The organism is Nonomuraea composti (genome assembly GCF_012034275.1).
Classification (GTDB): Bacteria; Actinomycetota; Actinomycetes; order Streptosporangiales; family Streptosporangiaceae; genus Nonomuraea; species Nonomuraea composti.
Map to the genome: position 1 here is coordinate 209,252 of NZ_JAATEP010000010.1, position 25,167 is coordinate 234,418.

The window sequence follows — 25,167 nt, forward strand, 5'->3', positions numbered from 1 at the left end:
CCTTTCCGCCCGACCAGGGACGCTCCACGCGCGATGAAGTCACCTCAATCAACACAGATGGCGTGGAGGCACGATCAGGCTGCCGGATTGGAGTGGTCGGGGGTATGCGGGCCGTACGTGGGCGAGCACGTACTGCTGGGATCACCAGGATTCATCCCGGACCACCTCCAATCACACGAGACGCCATAAAGCCGCCCTAAGCTACCACAGGCGGGTGAACCTAACCGACGATACTCGCCGGGAGGGCCTCGGCTCAGGTAGAACTCCACAAAGTTCCTTACCTATTCCGGCACTTGGTGTCCTGGCGACCTGAGCCAGGCCGAGGTGGCGGGCCTGCGACAATGGACCGCGTGCGCGTTCTAGTCATTGGTTCCGGAGGGCGTGAGCACGCCCTGTGCCGTTCACTCAGCCTCGATCCCCAGGTCAGCGAGCTCCACTGTGCGCCAGGCAATCCTGGCATCGAGCAGGTCGCGACCGTCCACGCCGTCGATCCGCTCGACCCCGGGCAGGTGGCCGCGCTGGCCGGCCGGCTCCGCGTCGACCTCGTGGTCGTCGGGCCCGAGGCGCCGCTCGTGGCGGGGGTGAGCGACGCGGTGCGCGAGGCCGGCTTCGCCTGCTTCGGGCCGTCGAAGGACGCCGCCATGATCGAGGGCTCCAAGGCGTTCGCCAAGGAGGTCATGAAGGCGGCCGACGTCCCCACCGCGCGGGCCAGGGTCTGCGTCACCGAGGAGGAGGCCGCGGCGGCGCTCGACGAGTTCGGGGCGCCCTACGTGGTCAAGGACGACGGGCTGGCCGCGGGCAAGGGCGTGGTCGTCACCGACGACCGGGACCAGGCGCTGGCGCACGCGCGGGCGTGCGAGCGGGTGGTGATCGAGGAGTACCTCGACGGGCCCGAGGTGTCGCTGTTCGCCCTGTGCGACGGCAGCACGGCGGTGCCGCTGCAGCTCGCACAAGACTTCAAGCGGGCCTACGACGGCGGCGAGGGCCCCAACACCGGCGGCATGGGCGCCTACACGCCGCTGCCGTGGGCGCCCGACGGGCTGACCGAGCAGGTCATGCGGGAGGTCGTGCACCCCACGATCGGCGAGCTGTCGCGGCGCGGGCTGCCCTACCAGGGCGTGCTCTACGTCGGCCTCGCGCTGACGTCGAAGGGGCCGAAGGTCGTCGAGTTCAACGCGCGGTTCGGCGACCCCGAGACCCAGGTGATCCTCGACCGGCTCGAGACGCCGCTGGGCGGGCTGCTCATGGCCGCCGCCACCGGCGAGCTGGGGCTCGACCCGGTGTTCAAGGGCGGCTCGGCCGTGACCGTGGTGGTCGCCGCGGAGAACTATCCGGAGGCGCCGGTCAAGGGCGACCCGATCACGGGGCTGGAGCCGACGCCGAACGCGTACGTGCTGCACGCCGGCACCAAGAGGGACGGCGACGCCGTCGTCTCCGCGGGCGGGCGGGTGCTCAACGTCGTCGGCCACGGCCCCGACCAGGACAGCGCGCGGCGGGCCGCCTACGACCTCGTGGCCCGCATCAAGCTGCGCGGCTCCTTCCACCGAACGGACATCGCCCGATGAAGCACCTGCACTCCGGCAAGGTACGCGACCTCTACGAGACCGACGACGGCCTGCTGCTGATGGTCGCCTCCGATCGCATGTCGGCCTTCGACTACATCCTCGAGCCCGAGATCCCCGACAAGGGGGCCATCCTCACGCAGATGTCGCTGTGGTGGTTCGACCAGCTCAAGGACGTCGTGCCCAACCACGTGGTGGCGCCCGGCGACGAGTCGCGCAGCGTGCTGTGCCGGCCGCTGAAGATGGTGCAGGTCGAGTGCGTGGCCAGGGGCTACCTGGCCGGGGGCGGGCTGAACGAGTACCGCGCCGACGGCACGGTGTCGGGCGTGCGGCTGCCCGAGGGGCTGGAGGACGGGTCGCGGCTGCCCGAGCCGATCTTCACGCCGTCCACGAAGGCGCCGCAGGGGCAGCACGACGAGCCGATGTCGTACGAGCAGGTCGTGGCGGAGGTCGGCGCGGAGGTCGCGGCGGAGCTGCGGCGCATCACGCTGGCCGTCTACACGCGCGGCGCGGAGATCGCCCGCGAGCGGGGCATCATCCTGGCCGACACGAAGATCGAGCTGGGCTGGGATGCCGACGGCGTGCTGACGCTGGGTGACGAGGTGCTGACGCCCGACTCCTCGCGTTTCTGGCCGGCCGACGAATGGAAGCCCGGAAGGTCCCAACCTTCTTTTGACAAGCAATTTGTACGCGATTGGCTACTATCGCCCGAATCCGGATGGGACAAATCCTCAGGAAACCCACCACCGCGGCTCCCCGACCACGTCGTCGAGCGCACCAGGCAGCGATACCTAGAAGCGTATGAGCGCGTCACGGGGTCTCCCTTTAGCGGATGATTCGGCTGGGTCATGTGGTGTGAGCGACTACTGTTGGCCCGATCGAGCCCTCACCGCTGAATTCAAGGAGCCGCACGAATGGTCCGTTACCGCGTGCGCGGTGGCAACGCACTGCGTGGAACCGCGTTCATTCAGGGCGCGAAGAACGCCGTGCTTCCCATGATCGGTGCGGCTCTGCTCGCCCCGAAGGGCCGCACGGTCCTGCGCAACGTGCCGATCATCGAGGACGTCCGCCGCGCGGTCGAGCTGGCCGAGGCGGTCGGCGCGTACGTCGAGCTGCACGAGTCCGAGCGCACGCTGGTCATCGACGCCTCCCGGGTGAACAGCCCCGTCCTGCCCGCCGAGATCGCCCGGCGCTTCCGCGGGTCGGTGCTGTTCACCCCCGCGCTGCTGCACCGCCTCGGCGAGGCGGTCGTCGAAGGGGTCGGCGGCTGCAACCTCGGCAGCCGCAACCTCGACTTCCACTACCTCGGCTACAAGCGGCTGGGCGCGATCGTGGACGAGGGCGAGACCGTCATCCACGTCAAGGCGTCGGGCCTGACCGGGGCGACCCTCTACCTCGACACCCCCTCCCACACCGGCACCGAAAACCTGATCATGGCCGCCGCCCTGGCCAAGGGCACCACCGTGATCGAGAACGCGGCGCTGGAGCCCGAGGTCCTCGACGTCATCGACATGCTGACCAAGATGGGCGCGCGCATCAGCGGCGGCGGCACCGGGTTCATCACCGTCGAGGGCGTCGAGGAGCTGCACGCCGTCGAGCACACCGTGATGCCCGACCGCCTCGACGCCGGCGTCTTCGCCATGGCGGCGGCGCTCACCAAGGGCGAGGTCAGCCTCGTCGGCACCGGCCTCGACCTCGGGGTCGTCCGCTACAAGCTGGAGCAGATGGGCGTCGAGTTCCACCGCCAGGGAGCCGTCCTGCACGTCCGTTGCGACGGCCCGCTGCGCCCGATCAACATCATCACCGACACCTACCCCGGCTTCGCCACCGACCTGCAGTCGCCGATGATGACGGTCGCCGCGCTGGCCGAAGGCACCAGCTACATCCACGAGCGCATCTTCGACGGCCGCTTCGCGCTGGCCGGCGAGCTGAACAAGATGGGCGCGAACGTCGAGGTCGACGGCAGCCGGGCCATCGTGCGCGGCCGCACGCCGCTGACCGGCGCCCAGGTGACGGCGCACGACCTGCGCTCCGGCATCGCGCTCGTGCTCGCCGGCCTCGCGGCCGAAGGCGAGACCCTGATCGACTCGGGATACCTGATCGATCGCGGTCACGCGCATCTCGCCGCGCGAATGCGCGCTCTCGGGGCGGACATTACACGAGAGATTTCCGAACGCTAAAAAGCGCGAGAAATGCCTCGTTGAGCTGCTAAAACATGATGTCGGGCGGTCAACCAGAACGGCTTTCCGGAAAAGTCGGGCGTGACATTACGGCCCCCGCGAGCGATCGTTCCAAAAGAGAGCACTGCAACGGACGGCAGGATGGGACGAACATTGGTCGAGAGGGCCGAAGAAACTCCCCGAGTGTCACGCCCGGGCGCTATGACACCGGACCTCACCATCGGCGTGGTCGGACCCCACGACCTGGTCGAGCGAGTCATGCTGATGGGTCACGCCGCGGCGCCGCTGCCGTGTCGCCTGGTCGCGGCCGCGTACCGCGACGAGCAGGAGGCGCCCGACAAGGTGACGCGGCTCGGTCCCGGTGTCGACGCATGCCTGTTCGCCAGCCCGGTCCCCTATGACCTGGCCAGGCGATCCGGCGTGCTGACGATGCCCGCGACGTACGTGCAACTCGGCGGAGCAGCACTGGTGGCGGCGCTGGCCAAGGCCGCGCTCGACCCCCGCATGGACCCCCAGCGGGTCAGCATCGACGTGGTCAGCAGGGCCGATGTCGAGGAGGCGTACACCGACCTCGGCATCCCCGCGGCGGACGTGCACAGCCGCGACGAGCCGGGCGCCACCGGCACGATCGCGGCCTACCACGAACGCCTGGCCCGCCAGGGCGCCACCACGGGAGCACTGACGTGCCTGCCCGCGGTGGCCGAGCGCCTGCACACCGCGGGCGTGCCGGTCATCAGGATCAGGCCGACCTCCGCGGCGGTCCGCACGGCGCTGCACACCGCGGCGCTGCTCGGCGCGCACCACCGGCTGGAGGAGTCGCAGCTCACCGTGGTGCTGGTGGAGGTGCCGACGCTGCGCGAGCCGGTACGCCGTGCCGCGCCGCGCTACTGGCGCGACGAGCTGCGGCTGTCGCTGCACCGGCTCCTGGTCCAGGAGGCGAACCGGATCAACGCCACCGTCTGGCCGATCGACGATCACAGCTACCTGGTGACCGCCACCAGGGGCTCGATCGCGGCGGCCACCGACGGGTTCCGGGTGTTGCCGTTCGCCGCCAGGATCAGGGACGAGCTGGGGCTGGCGGTCGAGGTCGGTGTGGGCATGGGGCGCACGACGCACGACGCCGAGTCGCACGCCAGGGCCGCGCTGGCCCGGACACAGGCGGGCAAACAGGCACAGGGCTTCGCGGTCGACCGCGAGGGGCGGGCACTCATCCCGGCCCCGCGGATGCCGCCCGCCGGAGCCACCGCACTGAAGCCGAAGGGGGTGGAGGTGCTGGCCAGACTGGCGGCCAAGCTCGAAGGCGGCGACACCGTGGTCGATGCCGAGGGCGCCGGCAAGATGCTCGGGGTCACGCCTCGTACGGCCCGGCGGTTGCTGCGCACGTTGGTTGACGAGGGACTCGCGTGGCCGCTTCCGCCGAACCGTACGCCGCAGCCCGGCCGGCCGCGTCAGCTCTACCGGCTGATCGTGGAGAAGCTCGGGCCGCGCTGAGCGGCCGCCACGGAGCGGGCCCGCCATGAGCGGGTCCGCCCCTTGGCATGCCTTCGGCCTTGACGGAAGGTGTCAGGTTCGCAAACTTGCGGCTTGACTCTCATGAACTCATTGGTTGGCCCGTGTAGATGGGGGTATGTTCTCCGACGCCCCCGATCGACGAGATTCGGACGGGGGCACCAAATTCTTCCGCCGCCGGCCTCCGCCCAGAGGTGTCGTTCTTGATGAACGAATCTCTCCGATTGGCGGCGATTTCGAGCAGTCGCTCCCCGTTGTGGTACTGATCTGGCGGGTTTCGGGCGGACTTGTGCGCCCCAAGGGGCCGGAAAGACGGCTGTACGGCGCTGTGGAGCCGCTGGAGCCCCGTTCACCGTCCGGTCAACAGGCACAGGCGGCGCCGGAGATCGGCGCCGTCAGCGCGTCCACCGGGCGGCGCGTGACCCCCGAGGCCGTCTCCACGGGGAAGCCCTCCCGCGCCCAGTACTCGAAGCCGCCGATCATCTCCTTGACCTGATAGCCGAGCTTGGCGAACTCCAGCGCGGCGCGGGTGGCGCCGTTGCAGCCCGGCCCCCAGCAGTACGTCACGACCGCCGCGTCCTTCGGCACCATCGCCCCGGCCCTGGCGGCGATCTCGCGGGTCGGCAGGTGCACGGCGCCCTCGATGTGGCCCTGGTCCCAGCTCTCGCGGCTGCGCGAGTCGACGACGACCAGGCCCGGGGTGCCGGCGAGCAGGTCGGCGGCGACGTCGGAGACGTCGGTCTCGAAGGACAGGCGGGCGGAGAAGTGCGCGATGGCGGCGGTGTTCGACATGGCTCGATCCTGCCGGGCACGGCCGTGGAGCCACCAGTGGCGTGAAAGCCGCCTATCGCTAATATCCCGCCATTGTCCGAAGTCTGATACCCGCGAGCATTTTGTCGGAGATGCCCTGTAAGTTCATGAGCCATGAGTGCAAACACTGCTGACAGTCGCCGGACCCTCATGATCTGGGGCGCGCTGGCGATCGTCTACGTGGTGTGGGGCTCGACGTACCTCGGCATCAGGATCGCCATCGAGACCATGCCGCCGCTGTTCCACGGCGCCATGCGGTTCGTCTCGGCCGCCCTGCTGCTCGCCGCCTTCCTCCTCGTCACCAAGAGGCTCGCGCCCTTCAGGATGACGCTCAAGCAGCTCGGCGGCGCCGCGCTGGTCGGGCTGCTGCTGCTCACCGGCGGCAACGGCATGGTGGCCGTGGCCGAGCAGCACATCTCCAGCGGCCTGGCCGCGCTGCTCGTGGCGTCCGTGCCGCTGTGGCTGGTCGTGCTGCGGCTCGTGTTCAGGGACCGGCCCGCCATGCTCACCCTGGTGGGCGTGCTGGTCGGCTTCGGCGGCGTCGCCGCCCTGTCGCTGAACGGCGGCGGCGAGAGCGCCGGCACCACCGGCATCGTGATCATCCTGCTCGGCTCCGTGTCCTGGTCGATCGGCTCGTTCCTGTCGTCGCGCATCCCCATGCCGCCCAACGTGTGGACGGCCAGCGCCATCGAGATGCTCGCCGGCGGCGCCGGGCTCGCCATAGTCGGCGCCTCCATCGGGGAACGGCTCGACTTCGCCGCCGTGTCCGGGCGCTCGTGGGCGGCGCTCGCCTATCTCGTGCTGGTGGGGTCGCTCGTCGGCTTCACCGCCTACACGTGGCTGCTCGGCAACGCGCCCATCTCCCTCGTCTCGACGTACGCGTACGTCAACCCGATCGTCGCCGTCATCCTGGGCGTGCTGGTCGTCAACGAGCACGTCACCGTGCAGATCGTGCTCGGCGGCCTGGTGATCCTCGTCGGCGTCGCCCTCGTCGTCTCCACCGAGCGGCGGGCCCGGGCCAGGGCGGCGCTCGAACCCGAGAAGGTCGCCTCCTCGGCCTGAACCCTTGGCGTCCGGCGTGCGTACCTCCGGTGGGACGGAACCGGGAGGTCTTGCCGGATGGGATTCATGATCGTCGCGCTGCTGGCGGCATCGTCGCTGGCCGCCGGGCCCGCTGCCGCGTCCATTGCTGTGCCCGCCGGGCCCGCCTCCGTTGGGATGCAGGCGCACGGCGCGCTGGAGGAGCCGGCCAGCAGGGCCGCCGCCTGTGGCGCGGAAGGCACCGCCGCCGCGGCCCGGTCCGCGGCCTGCCGGGCGGCCGTGCGGGCGAGCGGTGGCGTCCTGCCCCGCGCCTGGGACGACCTGCGCGTCCCCGACGTCGCCGGGCGCGACCGCCAGGTGATCCCCGACGGGAAGCTGTGCAGCGGCGGGCTGCCCGCCTTCAAGGGGCTCGACCTCGCCCGCGCCGACTGGCCCGCCACCCAGGTACGGCCCGGCGCCCGCTTCACCTTCAAGTACCGCGGCACCATCCCGCACCGGGGCACCTTCCGGCTGTACGTCACCAAGAAGGGCTACGACCCCGCCAAGCCGTTGCGGTGGGCCGACCTGGAGCGCGAGCCGTTCCTCACCGCCACCGACCCCGCCTTCAAGAACGGGTCCTACACGATCAAGGGGCGGCTGCCCGCCAGGACCGGCCGCCATCTCATCTACACGATCTGGCAGAACTCCGACACCCCGGACACCTACTACTCCTGCTCGGACGTGCTCTTCCGGCCCTCCACCGGCGCCGCCGGAGCGGGTGTGGCCGGCGGCGCCCCGCCCGTCAGGCAGGCGGCGGTGAGCACCCAGGCCCGCGCCGGGCGCGCCGACGCCAGCTGGCTGGTGGGCGGCTCGGTCGTGCTCGCGGGCTGCGCCGGCACCATGGGCCTGCTCATCGGCCGCCTCCGCCACCGCCGGCCCGGCTGACCGGCCACCGGCCGGCCAATCGCCATCCCACGGCGTCGGACTGGCCTGGGAGGTGGGTCAGGTCAGGGTGGCGGTGGCGGCCACCAGGGCCTTGAGCTCTTGGCGGGCGATGGTGGCGAAGCCCTGGTCGTTGGCCGGGTCGATCCAGCGGGCGAAGGCGTTGCGGAAGGCGAGGCCGGCGAGCTCGGCGGCCAGGCCGGCGGCCGGGTCGGGGACGCCGCGCCCGCGCAGCGCGTCGGACAGGCACCCGGTGAGCGCGGCGAGCTTGAGCAACTCGCGCTCGCGCAGGTCGTCGTGCCCGGCGACGATGATTTGGCGGCGGCGGGCCAGCGCGCGCCGCTCGTCGGTGAAGACGACCGCCACCGCGTCCAGCGCCGCGCCCAGCATCTCGATCGGCGTCGCCTCGGGGGGCGAGCCCGTGATCGCGTCGGCGACGAGGCGGTTGAACACCTCCTGCCCGCCGAACAGCACCTCCCGCTTGTCGGCGAAGTGCCGGAAGAAGCTGCTCTTCGCCAGCCCCGCGCGCTCGGCGATGCCCGCCGCGGTGGTGCTGTCGTAGCCGCGCTCCTCGAACAGCTCCAGCGCCGCACGTTCCAGGCGCTCGCGCGCGTTCGGCTCCCATCGCCCCATGGCGGAATTCTACGCGATGAGACTGAGTCCCATCGCGTGCTACAGTGATGAGACCAAGTCCTATCACTGAGGGCCCAGGAGGCTTCTTCATGCGTGTCTTCGTCACCGGAGCGACGGGCCACATCGGCTCCGCCGTCGTTCCCGAGCTGCTCTCCGCCGGTCACCAGGTCGTCGGCCTGGCGCGTACCGACGACTCCGCCGCCGCGCTGAAGGCGCTCGGCGCCGAGGCCCGCCCCGGCGACCTCGACGACCTCGACGGCCTGCGCGAGGCCGCCGCCGACGCCGACGGCGTCATCCACCTCGCCTTCAAGCACGACGCGATGATGGCGGGAGACCTCGCCACCGCCGTGGAGACCGACCTGGCGGCCCTGCGGGCCTTCCGCCAGGCGCTCGCCGGCACCGGCAAGCCCTTCGTCGGCACCTCCGGGACGGCGCTGCTGGCCCACGCCTCGGCGGGCCCCGCCACCGAGGACGTCGTGCTGACCCGCGGCCCCGGCCTGGCCGCCCGCATCGGCGCCGAGAACCTGGTCGGCGAGCTGGCGGAGAGCGCCATCAGGTCCTCGGTCGTGCGGCTCCCCCCGACCGTGCACAGCGAGCTCGACCGCGCCGGGTTCGTCCCGATGCTCATCGCCACCGCGCGGGAGAAGGGCGTGTCCGGCTATCTCGGCGACGGCGCCAACCGCTGGCCCGCCGTCCACACCCTCGACGCCGCCCGCGTCTACCGCCTCGCCCTGGAGCGGGCGCCCGCCGGCTCACGGCTGCACGCCGTGGCCGACGAGGGCGTGCCGCTGCGGCAGATCGCCGAGGCCATCGGCAGGCACCTGGACGTGCCCGTCGCCGCCATCCCACAGGACCAGGCGGAGGCCCACTTCGGGTTCCTCGCGGCCGTCGTCTCGCTCGACAACCCGGCCGGCAGCGAGCACACCCGGCGGCTGCTCGACTGGCAGCCGGCCCACCCGGGCCTGCTCGCCGACCTCGACCTCGGCCACTACTTCGCCTGAACGGCCTTAACCGTTCATCTTCCCTACCAGCTCGCCGGTCACCGCGAGGAAGGCGTCGTTGGCCTCCGGGGAGCCGATCGACACGCGCACGCCCTCCTCCCCGAACGGCCGCACCGCCACCCCCTGCTCGGCGCAGGCCGCGGCGAACGCGGGGGTGTGCGCGCCGAGGCGCAGCCAGACGAAGTTCGCCTCCGTGGGCGGCACCGTCCAGCCCTGCGCGATGAGCGCCTCACGCACCCGCGTGCGCTCCTTGACCACCCGCTCGACCCGGTCCAGCAGCTCATTTTCGGCCCGCAGCGAGGCGACGGCGGCGACCTGCGCGAGATGGTTCACCGCGAACGGGATGATCGTCTTGCGTACCGCCGTCGCCACCGGCTCGGGCGCGATCAGGTAGCCGACCCGCAGGCCCGCCAGCCCGTACGCCTTGGAGAAGGTGCGCAGGACGGCGACGTTCGGCCGGTCGCGGTAGAGGGTGAGGCCGTCGGGGACGTCCTCGTCACGCACGTACTCGCGGTACGCCTCGTCCAGCACCACCAGCACGTCCTCGGGCACCCGGGCGAGGAACGCCTCCAGCTCGGCCCGGCGGATGGCGGTGCCCGTCGGGTTGTTCGGGTTGCACACGAACACCATGCGGGTCCGGTCGGTGATCGCCTCGGCCATGGCGTTCAGGTCGTGGTCCTCGCCCGCCAGCGGCACCGTGACGGAGGTGACCCCGGCCAGGTCCGCGAGCAGCGGGTACGCCTCGAACGACCGCCACGCGTACACGACCTCGGCGCCCGGCTCCCCCACCGTCTCGAAGAGCTGCTGCGCGACCGTCACGGACCCGGCGCCGAGCGCGACGTGCTCGGCCGGCACGTCGAAGCGCTCCGCGATGGCCTCGGTCAGCTTGACGGAGGCGGGGTCGGGGTAGCGGTTGACCTGCCGCGCCCCCTCGGCGATGGCCTCGACCACGGAGGGCAGCGGGTCGTACGGGGATTCGTTGGAAGACAGCTTGTACGAGCGCCCGTCGGGCGCGGCGACCGCCTTGCCCGGCTTGTAGGCGGCCATGGTGTCGAGGATGTGGCGGAAACGAGGCATGGCATCACTTTAGATGAGGCATCAACCCGTGCCCCCGCGCTGCACCCGCTTCCGAAGTGCGTCCGCGACCAGCTTGGCGACCTTCTGCGAGCCCGCGTCGCCCGGCTCGCCACGCTGCAGGCTGACGGTCACCGAGACGTTCGAGACCGTGAACGCGACCTTCGTCATGTAGGACGGCAAGCCCTCCCAGAGCCGGCCCGTGTGGCTGTACGCGTCCTCGCCGATGTCGGGGCGCTCGCGGAACTTGGTGCCCGGGTTGCGTTTCGGCTCGTCCCGCATGTACTTCACGGTCTGCTCGTGCATGGTGCCCGCCACCGACGTGCTCGGCGCGCGGTACGCCATCACGGTCAGCACCTGGTACGTGCCGCCGCGCCAGGAGCACGACGCGTCCGTCAGCCACTGGCGCTTCACGGTGTGCCCGAACAGGGAGCGGACCTGCGTGGTCGTCAGCAGCTCGCACGCCTCGAACTCGCCGATGAGCGGCGTGGCCGGGGTGGCCGACGCCGTCGGGCGCGGCTTGAAGGTCGGGATCGTGGTGCTGGGGGGCGACAGGGCGTAGCCGATGAGGCGGATGACGTTCGGGAAGAGCTGCGGGATGACGACCACGCCCGCGGTCATGAGCAGGACCAGCGCGAGCGCGGCGCCCACGACGGCCTTGGTGCGGCGACGGCGGCGCGGTCCGCTGTCCTGCGTGAGCGGCTGCGGGCCGCCGAACGGCGGCCCCTGCTGCCGGCCGGGAGCCGTCCCGGCACCCGGCCCACCTTGGGCTGCTTGAGCACCTGTGGCTTCTTGGGCGCCTTGAGCTGTTTGGGCGATGGAGGTCAGCCAGGCGGTCGCCTGCTCAGGGGAGCAGCGGCGGGCCGGGTCCTTCTCCAGGATCGCGGCCAGTGCCGGGCCGAGCGGCCCCGCCAGCCGGAACGGGGCGGGCTCCTGCATCAGCACGGCCGCCAGCACCGCCGCCTCGTTGTGCCGCGAGAACGGCGGGGCGCCCTCCACCGCCAGGTAGAGCGTGGCGCCGAGCGACCACAGGTCGGCGGGCGGGCCGTCCGGCTCGCCGCGCAGCCGCTCGGGGGCGATGTAGCCGGGCGAGCCGGACAGCAGCCCGGTCTGGGTGAGCGCGACGTCGCCGGCGATGGTCGCGATGCCGAAGTCGGTCAGCAGCACCCGGCCGTCGTCGGTGAGCATGACGTTCGCGGGCTTGACGTCGCGGTGCAGGATGCCGGACGCGTGCGCCGCCGACAGCGCCTCGATCATCCGCAGGCCGATCCCGGCGACCCGGGCCGGCGGGAGGGGGCCGTCGTCGCGTACCACCCGGTCGAGGGAGCGCCCACGCACGAGCTCCATGACGATCCAGGGGCGGCCGTCGTCGAGCACCACGTCGTGCACGGTCACGATGGACGGGTGGTCGCGCAGCGCCGCCGCGGCCCGCGCCTCGCGCAGCGTGCGGTCGACCAGCTCGGAGCGGGCGCTCTCGTCGAGGTTCGGCGGGAGGCGGACCTCCTTGATCGCCACCTCCTGGCGGAGCAGATCGTCCATCGCCCGCCAGACCGTGCCCATGCCGCCCTGCCCGAGCTGCGCGAGCAGCCGGTACCGGCCCGCGAGGGATGTCACCGCGCCGCTGCCGCCGTCGCGATCAACCGTCGTCTCCTTGTCGCCAGGGGTACGGGCCCAACAGATCTTAGAGGGCACAAGCTGCCATCGTCACCGGTTCATCACCATTCGTCACCTAGCTGGCCCCACCCACTGATGGCACCGGGCCGCTCCGTGAGGTCACCGGCCAAGCGTGACACCCGGCGCCGGGCCGGGAAGCCCCTACCTCAGCCGGCCGTCCACGGCGAGGTGAGGAACGTCCTGGCGGACGTCATGAAGTCGGCGACGAGCGGGTTACGGTCGCCCGTGCGGTGCACCACGACCACCTGGCAGGGCTCGATGCCTTCGACGGGGACGGTGGCGAGGTCGTCCCGCAGCGTGACGCGCCGGTCGCCGGCCGGGACGACCGCGAGGGCCCGGCCCTCGGCGACCAGCTCCAGCTTGTCCTCGAACGTGTCGACGACCAGGGCGAGCGGCGCCGGCTGGCCGTCCGGGCGCGGCTCCAGCCGCCAGAACCGCGCCCACATCGGGGCCACGCCCGCGCAGGCCACCAGAGGGTCGTCCGCGAAGTCGTCGCGGGTCAGCGACTCCTCGCCGGCCAGGCGGTGACCGGCGGGCACGAGCAGGACGCGGGGCTCGTCGTAGAGGACGGTCTCGGTCAGGCCGTCGCCCGGGATCGGCAGCGGGGTGCGGGCGACCAGCACGTCCACCTGGCCGTCGGGCAGGGCGCGGGCCTCGTCCCAGTCGAGGTGACGGGTGCGGACGTGGGCGTCCGGGTGGCGGCGGCGCAGATCGCGTACGGCGGGGGTGATGACGAGGTCTTCGAGGTAGCCGACGGTGATCGTGCGCGGCGGCGCGGCGGCCCGCGCGCTCAGCGCCGCCCGGCGGGCGGCGTGCAGCAACGCCTGCGCCTGCGGCAGGAACGCCGCCCCCGCCGCGGTCAGGCGGCTGCCCTGGGTGGTGCGTTCGAGCAGGCGCACGCCCAGCATCTCCTCCAGGCGCTGGATCTGGCGGCTCAGCGACGGCTGGGCGAGATGGAGCGCGGCGGCCGCCCTGGCGAAGTTGAGATGCTCGGCGACGACCGTGAAGTACCGCACGAGCCGCAGGTCGAGATCGAAATGCACCTCCGGCTCGGCCCCTGCCCCTGCGCCTGGGTCTGGGCCCGTGCCTGGGCGGGCTCCGGCGCCGACCGGCGGTGGCGATGCGGCGATTTCGGACACTTCCTCACTGTAAGCCGTCATACGGATTCCGCATGCCGAGGTGCGAACCAGGTCTTGGACGCCCAGGTCAGAGCGGGTGTTCACTCGATCTCGTCCCGCCACTCCACCAGGACGGGAACACGACGAGCGACATTGGGGGGTGCCCGGATATGGGCGAGTACGAAGGCAAGAAGGTCGTCATCACGGGCGGCAGCAGCGGCTTCGGCCTGGCCACCGCGCGGCTGCTGGCGGCCGGCGGAGCACGCGTGCTGATCACCGGACGGAACCAGGACACCCTGGACGCCGCCCGCGAGCAGCTCGGCGGCGACGCCATCGCGGTACGCAGCGACGCGTCGTCCGCACCCGACATCGACGCGCTGGCCGACCGGGCCAAGGCCGCGTTCGGCAGCATCGACGCCCTGTTCGCCAACGCGGGCGTGAACGGGTTCGCGCCGTTCGAGGCGACGAGCGAGGAGCTGTTCGACCAGTTGATGGCCATCAACGCGAAGGGGCCGTACTTCACCGTGCAGAAGCTCGCCCCGCTGCTCGCCGAGGGCAGCGGCGTCGTCCTCACCACCTCCGTCGCGAACGTGCTCGGCCTGCCGATGCTCAGCGCGTACGCGGCGAGCAAGGCGGCGCTGCGCTCCATGACGCGCGGCCTCGCTCGCGAGCTGCTGCCCCGCAGGATCCGCGTCAACGCGGTCAGCCCCGGCCCGATCGACTCCGGCATCCTGGAGAAGTCGATGCCCAGGGAGGCGGCCGAGCAGATGAAGGCGCAGATGGCCGCCGACAACCCGATGCTCCGCATGGGCACGCCTGAGGAGGTCGCCAGGGCGGTGGTGTTCCTGGCGTTCGAGGCCACGTACACGACGGGCGCCGAGCTCACCGTGGACGGCGGCGGCTCCCAGCTCTGACGGCGCGGCGAGAATCGCCAGGCGCGCGTTCGTGGCCCGGCATGTGCGTTCATCGCCCGGCGCGCGCGTTCGTCACCGGCCCCGCTTGGGACCCTGAACCTGAGCAACGGCACCGACCTGCGAATACGTGCTGTGCCGAGATCGCATGACATATGGTGCTCGCGCGGCCGTCCGCTTACTTTCGGTTCATGAGCCGATACACGCAGTACGCATGGGGAAGGGTGGCGGTGGCACTCGCGGCCCCGCTCGCCATCGTCCTCCTCGCCGCACCGGCCGCCCAGGCAGCCTCCGGCACCTACACCTGGATCACCCCCGCCGGGCAGCCGTTCCAGGTGGTGGAGCCGCCCAGCGACACCTGCCTGGAGCTGAGCGGCGGCGCGATCCGCTTCTCCAACGACACCACCGACACCGCATTCCTGTACGGCACCCCCGACTGCTCCGGCGGCTGGGCCCTGGTCGGCGTCGGAGCCACCTGGGACGCACCCACCGGCGTACAGGCGTTCGCCGTCCGGCTCGGCTCGACGCAGTAGCCCCGCATGAGGCCCTTCGCTTTGACCGAGCGGAGGGCCTCGCTCATGGGAGAGGCACAGCGGTCGGGGCGTGCCAGCGGTCGCGTCAGCTCCGCGACGGCCCCGTATCAGAGCAGCCCGCGATGGTAAGCGCCATGAACGGTGCAGCGATCACGGCCGGTGGGCCGCAGAAGACGAGTGACGACAGCAACGACGTGCGCACCCCGATCACGGGGGCCCGCACCACGAGGACCTTGCGGCGAGCGGGAGTCGCGGCACTGGCAGCCGCACTTCTGTCCGGCGCCGCCACCCCTGCGATGGCCGCCACCACCCCGGTCGACGGCCGCACATCCGCCGGCAGCCGGGCGACCGCAGACGGCGACGCCCCGGTGTCGCAGGATGCCGCAGCCGCCGCCTCCGGGCAGAACCGCCCGGAGCTTCAGCAGGCCATCCAGGCATTCATCGACGCCGGTTTCCTCGGGATCCAGGCCCGCGTACGGGACGCGAACGGCGAATGGGTGGGCACCGCCGGATCGAGCAAGCTGGGCCAGCCGGCCAAGCCACCGGCGAACGGCCGGTTCTGGGTCGGCAGCGTCACCAAGACCTTCACCGCGACGGTGGTGCTGCAGCTGGTGGCCGAGGGCAAGCTGGGGCTGGACGATCCGGTCGCCACCCATTTGCCCGAGTTCGGCCTGGACGAGCGGATCACCGTACGGATGCTCCTGCAACACACCAGCGGCCTGTTCAACTACACCGGCGACTTCGACCCCGACGGCACGTGGGTTCTGGGCATCCCCGCCACGGGCGACGACTGGCTGGCCAACCGGTTCCACGCCTACCAGCCCGAGGAGCTGGTACGGGTGGCGCTGTCCAAGCCGCCCCGTTTCGAGCCCGGCACGGACCAGAGCTACACCAACACCAACTACACGCTGGCCCGCCTGGTGATCGAGCAGGTGACCGGCCGCTCCTTCGCCGACGAGCTGGCCCGCCGGATCCTGCGCCCCCTCGGCCTGAAGAACACGGTGGTGCCGGGCAACCGCACACAGCTCCCCGGCCCGCACGCCCACGGCTACTACCGCTACCAGGACGCCACCGGCGAGTGGAAGGTGGTGGACGTCTCCCGCCAGAACATGTCCCTGCTGAGCGGCGCCGGCGACATGATCTCCACGACCAAGGACCTCCAGACGTTCTTCTCCGCCCTCAACAGCGGCCGGCTCCTGCCCGCCCCGCTGCTGGCCCAGATGCGCACCCCGCACCCGAAGCAGAGCTACGGCTTCGGCCTGTTCGTCCAGGACCTCGGCCCCGGCTGCGGCACCGTCTACCAGCACAACGGCAGCCCGCCGCACGCTTACGGGGCACTGATGTACAGCTCCCCCGACGGCCGCAAGACCCTCACCGCCTCCCTGAACTACGTGGACGACGCCACGAGGTCCCCGGCCGCGAAGTTCCCGCAGGCCCTCGACACGCTGATCAAGGCGGTGTTCTGCGACGGCCAGACGGCGAGCTGACGACGCGCGGGCACCTGCGGCCTCCCGCGGAGGAGGCGCATCGAACCGCCTCATCTTCCGGCGCTCGGCTGGCACACGGGCCCCCTCAGCTTGTGCCGCCGCAACGCCTGCGACCGTCCCAAGGGGTGGGCCCGTTCGTGGCCGGGGCCGGTGAAAGAATCGTTGTAGTTGATCCGGCACGGCCGCGAACCCCGACGACCTCAGCAGCAAAGGACGTCTCCCCATGGCCGCAATGTTCGTCATCTACGGTTTCGCCCTCGTCTGGGTCGTGCCGCCGCTCCTGACCTTGGCCAGACGGCAGGTGCGGGTGCTTGTGCTGGGCGGGCACATCGTGACGTCGGGACTGCTGGCCTGGTGGCTGATCTCCACCCGATGGGATGAGGGGATGGTGGTGATCATGATGGGGCCTGGCGTGCTGGTCTCGCTGGGCCGCCTGGCGGTGTTGCTCTGGCGAAGGGTGCCGGAGCGCAGGTCGCTGCGGTCATGACTGACCTTGGGCCGCGTGCCCTTCTACGCATTGCGGCTCACCTGCTCCTTGGCCTGATCGAATGGCATGACTCGCCTGATGGCCATGGTCAAGGGCACGCAGCCAGTTCTCATGCCGACTGACAAGTCGGGATGGCTGCCTCGACTCGGACCGCCCTTGCGCCTGCCTGTCCGGGGAACATGGGGCGACAGCTCTTGAGGGCGCGCGGGTGAGAGGGAAGCTGGTGCCCGGTCGTTACTCCTTGAGGCTGCGGAGCATCGGCGGGTGGAGGAGTTCGGCGGGGCCGCGGCGGTAGAGCTTGGCGGGGCGGCCGCCGTCGCGGGTGGTGGTGCCGCCGGTTTCCAGGAGGAAGCCTTCTGCCTTGGTGACCTTGCGGTGGAAGTTGCGGGGGTCGAGGGGGCGGCCCCAGACGATTTCGTACACTCTGCGGAGGTCTGCGACGGTGAACTCCGGGGGGCAGAAGGCGGCGCCCAGGGAGGTGTACTCCAGTTTGGCTCTTGCGCGTTCGATGCCGTCCAGCATGATGCGGCGGTGGTCGAACGCCATGACGGTGAGTGAGTCGATCGGCTGCCAGCTCATGTGGGCCTTTTCCGAGGCCGGGAGGTCGGGGGCCAGGCCGAGGTAGGCGACGCTCAGGACGCGCTGGCGGGGGTCGCGGTCGGGGTAGCCGTACGTCTGGAGCTGCTCCAAGTGGACGGGGGCGCCCGGGAGGCCGGCCCGTTCGGCGAGGAGGCGGTGGGCGGCGGCCGGGAGGTCTTCGTCGAGCTGGATGAAGCCGCCCGGGAGCGACCAGCGGCGCAGGAACGGCGGGTTGTCGCGGCGCCACACGAGGGCGCACAACGCCTGGTTGCGCACGGTGAGCACGACCAGGTCGACACTGACCGGGATGCTCGGGACCATGGCAGGCACGTTACACGCAGGAGTACCAGCCAGCGAACCGGACGATGGCCGGCTGTTCGCTGGTTTCCCTTGATCGCCTCTCGTGCCGCGCCACGTCCCGCAGCGAGTGGTGTCAGCCGCCCTCTGTGCCGGCGGCCTGGGTGGAGATGCGTACGTGGAGCGGCTCCGTGGCGGCCTGACCCGTGGGTGTCTTGACGCCGATTCGGACCCATTCCCCGCCCGGTACCTGGGTCCAGTCGAAGGGGACCCAGGCCGTGGCCATTCCTACCGGTAGTTCTTCCTCTATGGGGTCCTCGTCCAGCCAGCCCACCGAAGACACCACCATCTCCTTGGTGCCCCCCGACCACGTGATGGTGATGGTGCTGTTCTTGAGGTTGTAGCCGCGGACCTCCACCCCATCCTGGATGTCGCGGGGGCGGCGGATGGCGTCTACGGCGATGGGGCGCTGCCAATCCCGGGCAATCTCCGTTTCGAGGGACGGATCGCCACATGTCATGAAATCGCTCCACATATAGGAGACGATCTTCTGCACATAACGCCCCGCCATCGTCACCGCCTGGTCCAGGCGTTTCTTGTCGGTCTTGCCGCGGGTGCCCGTCGGCGCGCAGGGGCGGTCTCCCGATGGTTCGAAGGCCTCCACGTTCGCCCACAGCTCCACGTGGTAGCCCTCGTCGATCATCTCCTCGCGGGCCGCCGCCATCTCCCGGTAGTAGTCGCGGGTCGAGCCGTGATAGGCGGTGTCGTACGTCGATTCCCCCACCACCGGGCGCAGCCGCTCGTCCACCTCCTGGTCGCGCTCGTCGGGCCAGAACAGGCCGACCTTGCCCGTGCCCCGGCTGTCCTGCGGCGCGATGATGCCGACCCCGGTCTTCACCAGGGCCTTGAACCCTTCGGCCACCTGCTTGGGCGTCTGCCCGAAGGGGACGCGTTTGCGGGCGTCGAGGTAGGGGCTGATGAGGATGGGTTTGCGCAGCTCCTGCTCGACGATGGTGTGCTGGTCGGCGTACACCTCAAGGGTGGGGTTCGTGGCGAGGGTGGCCGACATCTGCACCTCGAACGGCTGGTAGACGCCGCCGAGCGAGTCGCGGCCCTCGAAGCGGGCGCCGTAGTCCTGGAGGATGCGGCGGGTGAGGGTGGTGAGCGTGCCGAGGTGGCGCTTCTCGGCCCTGATCTTGTTCTTGGAGTCGCGGGGGGCGAGCGGCAGCGCGGGGAAGACGCGCATGCCGAACTGGTCGGCCAGGTCGAGGAGCTGAGTGAGGCTGTCCTCGCCCTTGTTGGAGCCGGCCACGAGGATCATGTCGTACGAGCGGGCCTTGCTCTCGAAGTCGCAGGTGGCGTCGTCGGAGCCGTCGGGCTGGGTGAGGAGCCGGTAGTAGGTGCGCTTGCCGGCCTGGACGGCGTGCTCCATGCCGGGGCAGCGGAACAGGTCCTGGCCGAACAGCTCGTCGGTGCGGTAGACGTAGACGCGGCCGACGCGGTTCTCCGGGTTGGCCTTCTGCAGGTCGCTCAGGGCGGCGTCGTGGCAGCTCAGGCCGTCTTCCTCGCACGGCTTGTAGAGCGGGTCGACCTCGCCTTCCTTGAGGATCTGGCCGGCGTCGTTCACCGTGCGGAACTGCAGGCCGTAGCCGATCCTGATGATGGTGTCGCCGCCGACGCCGTGGATCTCCTGGAGCTGCTTGCGCCAGGTGCAGGGGTTCGACTGGGGGGTGATCCAGTAGCCGGTGACGGCGTACGGGGCCTTCTTGTCGGTGTCGAACGTTCCACAGTCGTCGGTGAACTCGCTCACCTTCGGCGTGGGCTCGGTCTTGGCCGGCTTGGGCGCGGCGGACGTGGACGCGACGGGGGCCGGGTCGTCGGACGGCAGCACGATGATCACGGCGGCGACCACGGCCAGGATGGCTGCGCCCGCGACCAGGAAGAGCCAGCGCACGTTCAGGAACCTACCCCGCCCTCGGAAGTTACGGCTTGACCCCGGCCCAGGCTTCGAGCTGTGCGACGAACCGCTTGGCGGAGTTGGGCCAGTGGTGGTTGGCGCGGGCCGCCGCGTAGCCCCGCGCGCCCTGCGCCCGCCGCTCCCGTACGTCGTCGCGCAGCGTCAGCACGGCCTGCGCGACGGCCTTCGGGTCCTCCCACGGCACCACGACACCGCTGTCGTAGCGCTCGACCAGCTCGACCGCGCGCGGCGACGGGGTGGTGATGACGGGGATGCCGTGCGCCATGTATTCGACGATCTTGGTGGGCATGGAGTGCCGGTAGTTCGGCTCGTCGTGCAGCAGCGACAGGCCGGCCAGTGCCCCGTCGAGCCGCTTGAGCGCCTCGTCGTTGGGCATGAAGTCGCGCCACTCCAGCAGGCCCTCGGTGACGGCCTGGTTGAGCATGGGGCGGCTCTGCGGGTCGGCGTACCCGATCAGCTCGACCGCCACCCGGTACGGCTGCAGCAGCTTGGCCACCTCGACCGCCTCGACCACGCCGCGCGCCTTGGACAGCCAGCCGAGGTAGACGATCCGGTCGTCGCCGGGCGGGGTGACGGAGTCGGGCACCCACGTCTCGTTGGGGACGATGAGGTGGGCGTGCTTGAACCGGCCCGCGTAGGCCGTCTCGGCCAGCAGCAGGTGCATGTGGCGCTCGGCGGTGCCTTCGAGCATGCGGGCCAGGAAGCGCACCGGCGGCCGCAGCGGCGCCGGCAGCCAGGGCTTGAGCGAGAGCGTGGCGGGGGTGTCCTCGTGGACGTCCCACACCACGGGCGGCCTGTTGCGGATGCCCCACACCGCGAACAGCAGCTCGGGGTCGTGGATGAGGACGAGGTCGACCTTGTCGCGCATGCGCTTGAACAGCCTGCGCGCGGCCCAGACCGCGGCCACCCGCTTGCGCTGGGCGGCCCGGGGGAGGTCGACTCCGTTGACCCACGGTCTGGGGACGACGCCGTGCGCCGTGAACGACGCGGCGTACGTGACCTCATGACCGGCATCCACAAGGGCACGGATCTGCCGATGCAGAATTCTCGCGTCCTCGGGGTTATGCACCACCGTCATGACGAGCACGTGCACTGCGCGCAGCCCTCCGTCGCTACAGCCGCTCGACGCGTTCACCCTCGGCGAGCACGCCGCGGGTGTCCAGCACGAGCTTGGCCTTCGCCTCGACCATGTCGAGGTCGAACGCGGCGTGCTGCTGCAGCAGCAGCGTCACGTCCGCGTTGATCACGGCCTCGGCCAGATCCTCCTCACGCGGCACCTGGGTGCCGTCCACCGCCCACTCCTTGACGTACGGGTCGGCGAACGAGAGCTCCGCGCCCAGCTCCAGCAGCGCTCGCGCCACGGGCAGGGCCGGGGTCTCGCGCTCGTCGGCGATATCCGGTTTGTAGGTGACGCCGAGCATAACGACTCTGGCGCCGTTCACGGGCTTCTTATGCCTGTTGAGCAACCGCTGTACGCGGGCGACCACGTACGAGGGCATCCGCTCGTTGATTTCCTGTGCCAGCTCGACGAACCGGAACGGGTAGCCGAGCTTGCGCACCGTGTACGACAGGTACGACGGGTCGACGGGGATGCAGTGCCCGCCGACGCCGGGGCCAGGCAGGAACTTGTGGAAGCCGAACGGCTTGGTGGCCGCCGCCTCGATGGCCTCCCACAGGTCGATGCCGAGCTCGTCGCAGAAGATCGCCATCTCGTTGACGAGGGCGATGTTGACGTGCCGGTAGGTGTTCTCCAGCAGCTTGGCCATCTCGGCCTCGCGGGTGCCGCTGACGGGCACCACCTGCTCGATGAAGCGCCCGTAGAACGCGGTGGCGCGGTCGCGGCAGGTCATCGTGTAGCCGCCGACGACCTTGGGCGTGTTGCGCAGGCCGAACTTGGGGTTGCCCGGGTCGATGCGCTCGGGCGAGAAGGCGAGGTGGAAGTCCTCGCCCGCCTTCAGCCCGGAGGTCTCCAGCAGGGGCCGGGCCAGCTCGTCGGTGGTGCCGGGCCACGTGGTGGACTCCAGCACGACGAGGGTGCCCTTGCTCAGGTTGCGGGCGACGGCCTTGGTGGCGCCTTCGACGGCGGACAGGTCGGGCCGGTGGTCGTCATCGAGCGGGGTGGGCACGCAGATGACGATCGTGTTGCTCCTGGCCAGCACGGACTCGTCGAGCGTGGCGCTGAAGCCGTTGGCCAGCATGTGCTCGAGGTCGGCGTCGGAAAGGTCATCGATGTAGGACTGCCCGGCGTTGAGCGCGTCGACCTTGGCGGGGTCCACGTCAAGGCCGACGACCCGCAGGCCGGCGCCCACAGCCTCCTTGGCGAGAGGCATGCCGACGTAGCCCAGGCCGATGACAGTCAAGTCGATTTCTGTCACAGCTGTGCCTTTGGGAGCCGGAAACAACACTTCATGGTCGCAAAGGTTATCTCAAGTCCACCTAGCTCACGCCTAATGCGACCGAACCCGTCAGAACTGGGAGGAAGATTCATGGTCATCATTCGGCAAGCGAACGGTATAGGGCTTGATAAGTCTCGGCAACGCGGCTCCATGTCCGCTTCGCCGCCACTTCCGCGCGGCCCGCCTCGCCCATCTCGGCGCGCTTGGCCGGGTCTTCACGCAGACCCGCGATGGCCTTGGCCAACTCGGCCGGATCGCCCGCGGGCACGAGCATTCCGGCGCCGTCGGAGCCGACCAGCTCGGACAGCGCGGGCAGATCGCTGAGCACGACGGGCTTGCCGAGCGCCATCGCCTCGACGGGTTTCAATGGCGTAACAAGTCGGCATACCCGCAGGTCCTCGCGCGGGCAGGCGAAGATGTCGATGGCGTCCTGGGCCTGCAGCGCCTCGTCGGGGCCGACCCGGCCCGGCAGGATCGCCGTGCTCAGGCCCAGCTCCTCGACCAGCTCCAGCAGGTTCGGGCGCTCGGTGCCGTCGCCGACGATCAGCACGCGCACGGGGGCGCGCTGGTCGCGCAGCAGCGCCGCGGCCCGCAGCAGGGTGGCGAAGCCCTCATAGGCCACGATGCTGGACACCGAGCCGACCACGATCTCGTCGTCGCCGATGCCGTACGCGCGCCGGAACGAGGCCCCGTCGTAGTGGGCCGTCAGCAGCGAGTCGTCGACGGCGTTGGGCGCCAGGTGGATCTTCTCCCTGGGCACGCCGCGCTCGACGATCTCGGCGGCCATCGTCTCGGCCAGCGTGACGACCGCGTCGGCCTCGCGCATCAGGAACGCCTCGCGCTCGCGCTGGAGCACGTGCCGCTGGCTGCCGATGCGCTTGGGGTCGCGGGAGGCCCAGGTCTCCTCGAGGAAGCCGCGCACCTCGTACACGAACGGGGTGCCGGTGCGGTCGCGCACGGCGTGCGCGATCGAGCCGTTGCGGTGGTCGGTGGCGGCGTGCAGGACCTGCGGCCGCAGCTCGGCGGTGAGCTTGGTGACCCGGTCGGCGCCCCTGATGATGCGGCCCTGCGTCTCGAACGGCATCTCGCGGTGCGGCTCGGGCAGCAGCCGGTGGTAGGGGATGCCGTCGATCTCGTCGTACGGCGCCGCGTCCGCGTGCCCCTGCAGCATCGGCCAGCCCCAGCTCGTGACCACGTGCGGGTCGATCCCGGCGGCCTTCTGGGAGGTGACGATGCGGTGGGTGCGCACGGTGTAGCCGGCCTGCGTGTACGGCAGGGCGTTGGTGACCACGTGCAGGACCCGGTTGGGGACCCGGCTCAGGATGGCCACCTTGGGGCCCGGCGGGATCGGGTCGGGGCTGATCGCGGCCAGCTCGCCCCGGTAGTAGGCGGCCCTGCGCTTGACGAAGGGGTACTTGGTGTGGGCCTCGAGCACGGCGGCCGCCTCGCTGACCCGGCCGGCGTCCCAATGTTCCTTGGCCTCGTTCCACGGCCCCTTGACCACACGCATGCCGAACTTGCGCACGGCGCGCCGCGCGCGGCGGGCGGCCGGCCAGGCGACGCTGCCGACGATGGGCCGCAGCTTGGGCGGGAGCGTGTCGGCGGCGGCCTGGGCCACGCGCACAGGGTCGGATCTGACCTTCGTCAGCACCACGCGGGAGACGATGATCGGGTGCTGGACGAATCCCTTGAGAAGCCCACCGACGCCGGCACGGGCGGACTTCGCGGAAACCCTGTCTGATGAACGGGAGGAGTCTTGACGACTGGCGTCGGATGCCACGCAGGGACCGTACCATAGGCAGCGTTTTTTCCCTTCCGCTATGAAAGGCGAGGTCAATGAGGGAGAACCCCCTGGTCCTGCACGTTTTGGGTGCTCGTCCCAATTTCGTGAAAGCGGCCCCGGTGGTGCGGGCACTCGGCGAGCTCGGCGTGCGGCAGGGCATCATCCACACTGGTCAGCACTATGACGCGCTGATGTCCGACGTCTTCTTCGCCGACCTCGGCCTGCCCGAGCCGGTGGCGAACCTGGGGGTCGGCTCCGGCAGCCACGCCAAGCAGACCGCGGCGCTGCTCGTGGGCCTGGAGGAGGTCGTCCAGGCGCAGGACCCCGACCTGGTCGTGGTCTACGGCGACGTCAATTCCACGCTGGCCGCGATCCTGGTCTGCGCCAAGCTGGGCGTGCCGACGGCGCACGTGGAGGCGGGGCTGCGCTCGTTCGACCGGGGCATGCCCGAGGAGGTCAACCGGGTCGTCACGGACGCGCTGGCCGACCTGCTGTTCGCCACCTCGCCGGAGGCGCTGGCGTTCCTCGCGAACGAGGGGGTGCCCGCGTCGAAGGTGCACCTGGTGGGCAACCCGATGATCGACAGCCTGTTCTCGGCGCTGCCGAAGCTGGACCCGGCGCCGGTGGTGGCGCGGCTCGGTCTGCCGGCGCGGTACGCGGTCGCCACCCTGCACCGCCCCGCGAACGTGGACACCCCCGAGGCCGCCAAGGAGCTGGTGGACGCGGTGCTGGAGGTCTCGCGGCAGGTCCCGATCGTGGTGCCGATCCACCCGCGCGGCAAGGCCCGGCTGGCCGAGGCCGGTCTCGTGGACGGCGAGACGATCAAGGTGGTCGACCCGCTGGGCTATGTGGACTTCCTCTCACTCGTCCGCGGTGCCGCGCTGGTCGTCACGGACTCCGGTGGCGTCCAGGAGGAGACGACCATGCTGGGCGTCCCCTGCCTGACGGTCCGGCCCAACACCGAGCGTCCGATCACGATCACCCACGGCACGAACCGCCTGGTCACGCCCGCTCTGCTGCCGGCCGCCGCGGAGAAGGCCCTCGCCGACGGCGCCGCCACCCCGGCCGGTGAGCTGCCGGTGCTGTGGGACGGCAAGTCGGGCCCGCGCATCGCCACGGTGATCGCCGCCTGGCTCAAGGGGGACAATCTGGCGCCCGCCTCTCAGGGCAAACGCCCCGAATAACGGCGATAT

General features: G+C 70.9%; 22 protein-coding genes. 12 read left to right on the plus strand and 10 right to left on the minus strand.

Features of this window, described 5'->3' with window-relative positions; translation table 11 throughout:
- Window positions 1-350 precede the first annotated feature (350 nt).
- From purD to HCN51_RS16955, 4 genes are all read left to right on the plus strand, one after another.
- Complete coding sequence (gene purD / locus HCN51_RS16940; protein WP_168010557.1) at window positions 351-1,565, plus strand: phosphoribosylamine--glycine ligase; 1,215 nt, start codon at window positions 351-353, stop codon at window positions 1,563-1,565.
- Window positions 1,562-2,398 (plus strand): phosphoribosylaminoimidazolesuccinocarboxamide synthase, encoded by an 837-nt coding sequence (locus tag HCN51_RS16945; RefSeq protein ID WP_168010558.1) that lies wholly within the window; start codon window positions 1,562-1,564, stop codon window positions 2,396-2,398. Before purD ends, HCN51_RS16945 begins: the two co-directional genes overlap by 4 nt.
- Before the next feature lie 78 nt (window positions 2,399-2,476).
- Window positions 2,477-3,742, plus strand: a complete 1,266-nt coding sequence (gene murA, locus HCN51_RS16950; RefSeq protein WP_080043817.1) for a UDP-N-acetylglucosamine 1-carboxyvinyltransferase — start codon at window positions 2,477-2,479, stop codon at window positions 3,740-3,742.
- A gap of 201 nt (window positions 3,743-3,943) precedes the next feature.
- Window positions 3,944-5,233 (plus strand): GTP cyclohydrolase IIa, encoded by a 1,290-nt coding sequence (locus HCN51_RS16955; RefSeq protein ID WP_080043818.1) that lies wholly within the window; start codon window positions 3,944-3,946, stop codon window positions 5,231-5,233.
- 378 nt (window positions 5,234-5,611) lie between these two features.
- Here HCN51_RS16955 and HCN51_RS16960 read toward each other — a convergent pair whose 3' ends face one another.
- On the minus strand, window positions 5,612-6,043 hold the full coding sequence (locus HCN51_RS16960; protein WP_168010559.1) for a rhodanese-like domain-containing protein: 432 nt from the start codon (window positions 6,041-6,043) through the stop codon (window positions 5,612-5,614).
- A 132-nt stretch (window positions 6,044-6,175) separates the two neighbouring features.
- Here HCN51_RS16960 and HCN51_RS16965 point away from each other — a divergent pair, with 132 nt between their 5' ends.
- Both HCN51_RS16965 and HCN51_RS16970 read left to right on the plus strand, forming a co-directional pair.
- On the plus strand, window positions 6,176-7,123 hold the full coding sequence (locus tag HCN51_RS16965; protein ID WP_240972904.1) for an EamA family transporter: 948 nt from the start codon (window positions 6,176-6,178) through the stop codon (window positions 7,121-7,123).
- Between the two features lie 57 nt (window positions 7,124-7,180).
- Complete coding sequence (locus HCN51_RS16970) at window positions 7,181-8,026, plus strand: lytic polysaccharide monooxygenase auxiliary activity family 9 protein (protein ID WP_240972905.1); 846 nt, start codon at window positions 7,181-7,183, stop codon at window positions 8,024-8,026.
- Between the two features lie 57 nt (window positions 8,027-8,083).
- Here HCN51_RS16970 and HCN51_RS16975 read toward each other — a convergent pair whose 3' ends face one another.
- A complete protein-coding gene (locus HCN51_RS16975) occupies window positions 8,084-8,656 on the minus strand; it encodes a TetR/AcrR family transcriptional regulator (protein ID WP_168010560.1) in 573 nt (190 codons plus the stop codon).
- 89 nt (window positions 8,657-8,745) lie between these two features.
- On the opposite strand from HCN51_RS16975, the gene HCN51_RS16980 reads away from it, so the two are divergent.
- The gene (locus HCN51_RS16980) at window positions 8,746-9,657 is read left to right on the plus strand and encodes an SDR family oxidoreductase (RefSeq protein ID WP_168010561.1); all 912 of its coding nucleotides are present in this window, start codon (window positions 8,746-8,748) and stop codon (window positions 9,655-9,657) included.
- 6 nt (window positions 9,658-9,663) lie between these two features.
- On the opposite strand, the gene hisC is transcribed toward HCN51_RS16980, so the two are convergent.
- From hisC to HCN51_RS16995, 3 genes are all read right to left on the minus strand, one after another.
- Window positions 9,664-10,734 carry a histidinol-phosphate transaminase gene (hisC, locus tag HCN51_RS16985; protein ID WP_206067099.1) on the minus strand — a complete coding sequence of 357 codons (1,071 nt, stop codon included), beginning with the start codon at window positions 10,732-10,734 and terminating at the stop codon, window positions 9,664-9,666.
- A 21-nt stretch (window positions 10,735-10,755) separates the two neighbouring features.
- Window positions 10,756-12,345, minus strand: a complete 1,590-nt coding sequence (locus HCN51_RS16990; RefSeq protein ID WP_206067100.1) for a protein kinase domain-containing protein — start codon at window positions 12,343-12,345, stop codon at window positions 10,756-10,758.
- 206 nt (window positions 12,346-12,551) lie between these two features.
- Window positions 12,552-13,448 (minus strand): LysR family transcriptional regulator, encoded by an 897-nt coding sequence (locus HCN51_RS16995; RefSeq protein WP_346433679.1) that lies wholly within the window; start codon window positions 13,446-13,448, stop codon window positions 12,552-12,554.
- 245 nt (window positions 13,449-13,693) lie between these two features.
- On the opposite strand from HCN51_RS16995, the gene HCN51_RS17000 reads away from it, so the two are divergent.
- The 4 genes from HCN51_RS17000 (at window position 13,694) to HCN51_RS17015 (ending at window position 16,941) form a co-directional block, all read left to right on the plus strand.
- Window positions 13,694-14,437, plus strand: coding sequence for a glucose 1-dehydrogenase (locus tag HCN51_RS17000; RefSeq protein WP_168010563.1), 744 nt, complete (start codon window positions 13,694-13,696; stop codon window positions 14,435-14,437).
- 188 nt (window positions 14,438-14,625) lie between these two features.
- On the plus strand, window positions 14,626-14,967 hold the full coding sequence (locus HCN51_RS17005) for a hypothetical protein (RefSeq protein ID WP_168010564.1): 342 nt from the start codon (window positions 14,626-14,628) through the stop codon (window positions 14,965-14,967).
- 134 nt (window positions 14,968-15,101) lie between these two features.
- Window positions 15,102-16,454, plus strand: coding sequence for a serine hydrolase domain-containing protein (locus HCN51_RS17010; protein WP_240972907.1), 1,353 nt, complete (start codon window positions 15,102-15,104; stop codon window positions 16,452-16,454).
- Between the two features lie 223 nt (window positions 16,455-16,677).
- Window positions 16,678-16,941, plus strand: a complete 264-nt coding sequence (locus HCN51_RS17015) for a hypothetical protein (RefSeq protein ID WP_168010565.1) — start codon at window positions 16,678-16,680, stop codon at window positions 16,939-16,941.
- Window positions 16,942-17,175: 234 nt separating this feature from the next.
- On the opposite strand, the gene HCN51_RS17020 is transcribed toward HCN51_RS17015, so the two are convergent.
- From HCN51_RS17020 to HCN51_RS17040, 5 genes are all read right to left on the minus strand, one after another.
- Complete coding sequence (locus HCN51_RS17020) at window positions 17,176-17,841, minus strand: NUDIX hydrolase (RefSeq protein WP_080043828.1); 666 nt, start codon at window positions 17,839-17,841, stop codon at window positions 17,176-17,178.
- Between the two features lie 112 nt (window positions 17,842-17,953).
- Window positions 17,954-19,771 carry a DUF4434 domain-containing protein gene (locus HCN51_RS17025; protein ID WP_168010566.1) on the minus strand — a complete coding sequence of 606 codons (1,818 nt, stop codon included), beginning with the start codon at window positions 19,769-19,771 and terminating at the stop codon, window positions 17,954-17,956.
- 28 nt (window positions 19,772-19,799) lie between these two features.
- On the minus strand, window positions 19,800-20,888 hold the full coding sequence (locus HCN51_RS17030) for a glycosyltransferase (protein WP_080043830.1): 1,089 nt from the start codon (window positions 20,886-20,888) through the stop codon (window positions 19,800-19,802).
- Window positions 20,889-20,907: 19 nt separating this feature from the next.
- Complete coding sequence (locus HCN51_RS17035; RefSeq protein WP_277350002.1) at window positions 20,908-22,155, minus strand: nucleotide sugar dehydrogenase; 1,248 nt, start codon at window positions 22,153-22,155, stop codon at window positions 20,908-20,910.
- A 133-nt stretch (window positions 22,156-22,288) separates the two neighbouring features.
- Window positions 22,289-23,845, minus strand: coding sequence for a glycosyltransferase family 4 protein (locus HCN51_RS17040; RefSeq protein ID WP_346433680.1), 1,557 nt, complete (start codon window positions 23,843-23,845; stop codon window positions 22,289-22,291).
- A gap of 182 nt (window positions 23,846-24,027) precedes the next feature.
- On the opposite strand from HCN51_RS17040, the gene wecB reads away from it, so the two are divergent.
- Window positions 24,028-25,158: a non-hydrolyzing UDP-N-acetylglucosamine 2-epimerase gene (gene wecB, locus HCN51_RS17045; protein WP_168010570.1), complete on the plus strand. Its 1,131-nt coding sequence runs from the start codon at window positions 24,028-24,030 to the stop codon at window positions 25,156-25,158.
- Window positions 25,159-25,167: the final 9 nt, after the last annotated feature.

Coding starts and splice junctions, on each gene's coding strand:
- HCN51_RS16975 (WP_168010560.1), bottom strand. CDS start 8,656: ATGGGGCGATGGGAGCCGAACGCGCGCGAGCGCCTGGAACGTGCGGCG.
- HCN51_RS17005 (WP_168010564.1), top strand. CDS start 14,626: ATGAGCCGATACACGCAGTACGCATGGGGAAGGGTGGCGGTGGCACTC.
- HCN51_RS16960 (WP_168010559.1), bottom strand. CDS start 6,043: ATGTCGAACACCGCCGCCATCGCGCACTTCTCCGCCCGCCTGTCCTTC.
- HCN51_RS16945 (WP_168010558.1), top strand. CDS start 1,562: ATGAAGCACCTGCACTCCGGCAAGGTACGCGACCTCTACGAGACCGAC.
- hisC (WP_206067099.1), bottom strand. CDS start 10,734: ATGCCTCGTTTCCGCCACATCCTCGACACCATGGCCGCCTACAAGCCG.
- HCN51_RS17015 (WP_168010565.1), top strand. CDS start 16,678: ATGGCCGCAATGTTCGTCATCTACGGTTTCGCCCTCGTCTGGGTCGTG.
- HCN51_RS16980 (WP_168010561.1), top strand. CDS start 8,746: ATGCGTGTCTTCGTCACCGGAGCGACGGGCCACATCGGCTCCGCCGTC.
- HCN51_RS16965 (WP_240972904.1), top strand. CDS start 6,176: ATGAGTGCAAACACTGCTGACAGTCGCCGGACCCTCATGATCTGGGGC.
- wecB (WP_168010570.1), top strand. CDS start 24,028: ATGAGGGAGAACCCCCTGGTCCTGCACGTTTTGGGTGCTCGTCCCAAT.
- HCN51_RS16955 (WP_080043818.1), top strand. CDS start 3,944: ATGACACCGGACCTCACCATCGGCGTGGTCGGACCCCACGACCTGGTC.
- HCN51_RS17000 (WP_168010563.1), top strand. CDS start 13,694: ATGGGCGAGTACGAAGGCAAGAAGGTCGTCATCACGGGCGGCAGCAGC.
- HCN51_RS16970 (WP_240972905.1), top strand. CDS start 7,181: ATGGGATTCATGATCGTCGCGCTGCTGGCGGCATCGTCGCTGGCCGCC.
- HCN51_RS17010 (WP_240972907.1), top strand. CDS start 15,102: ATGAACGGTGCAGCGATCACGGCCGGTGGGCCGCAGAAGACGAGTGAC.
- HCN51_RS17020 (WP_080043828.1), bottom strand. CDS start 17,841: ATGGTCCCGAGCATCCCGGTCAGTGTCGACCTGGTCGTGCTCACCGTG.
- murA (WP_080043817.1), top strand. CDS start 2,477: ATGGTCCGTTACCGCGTGCGCGGTGGCAACGCACTGCGTGGAACCGCG.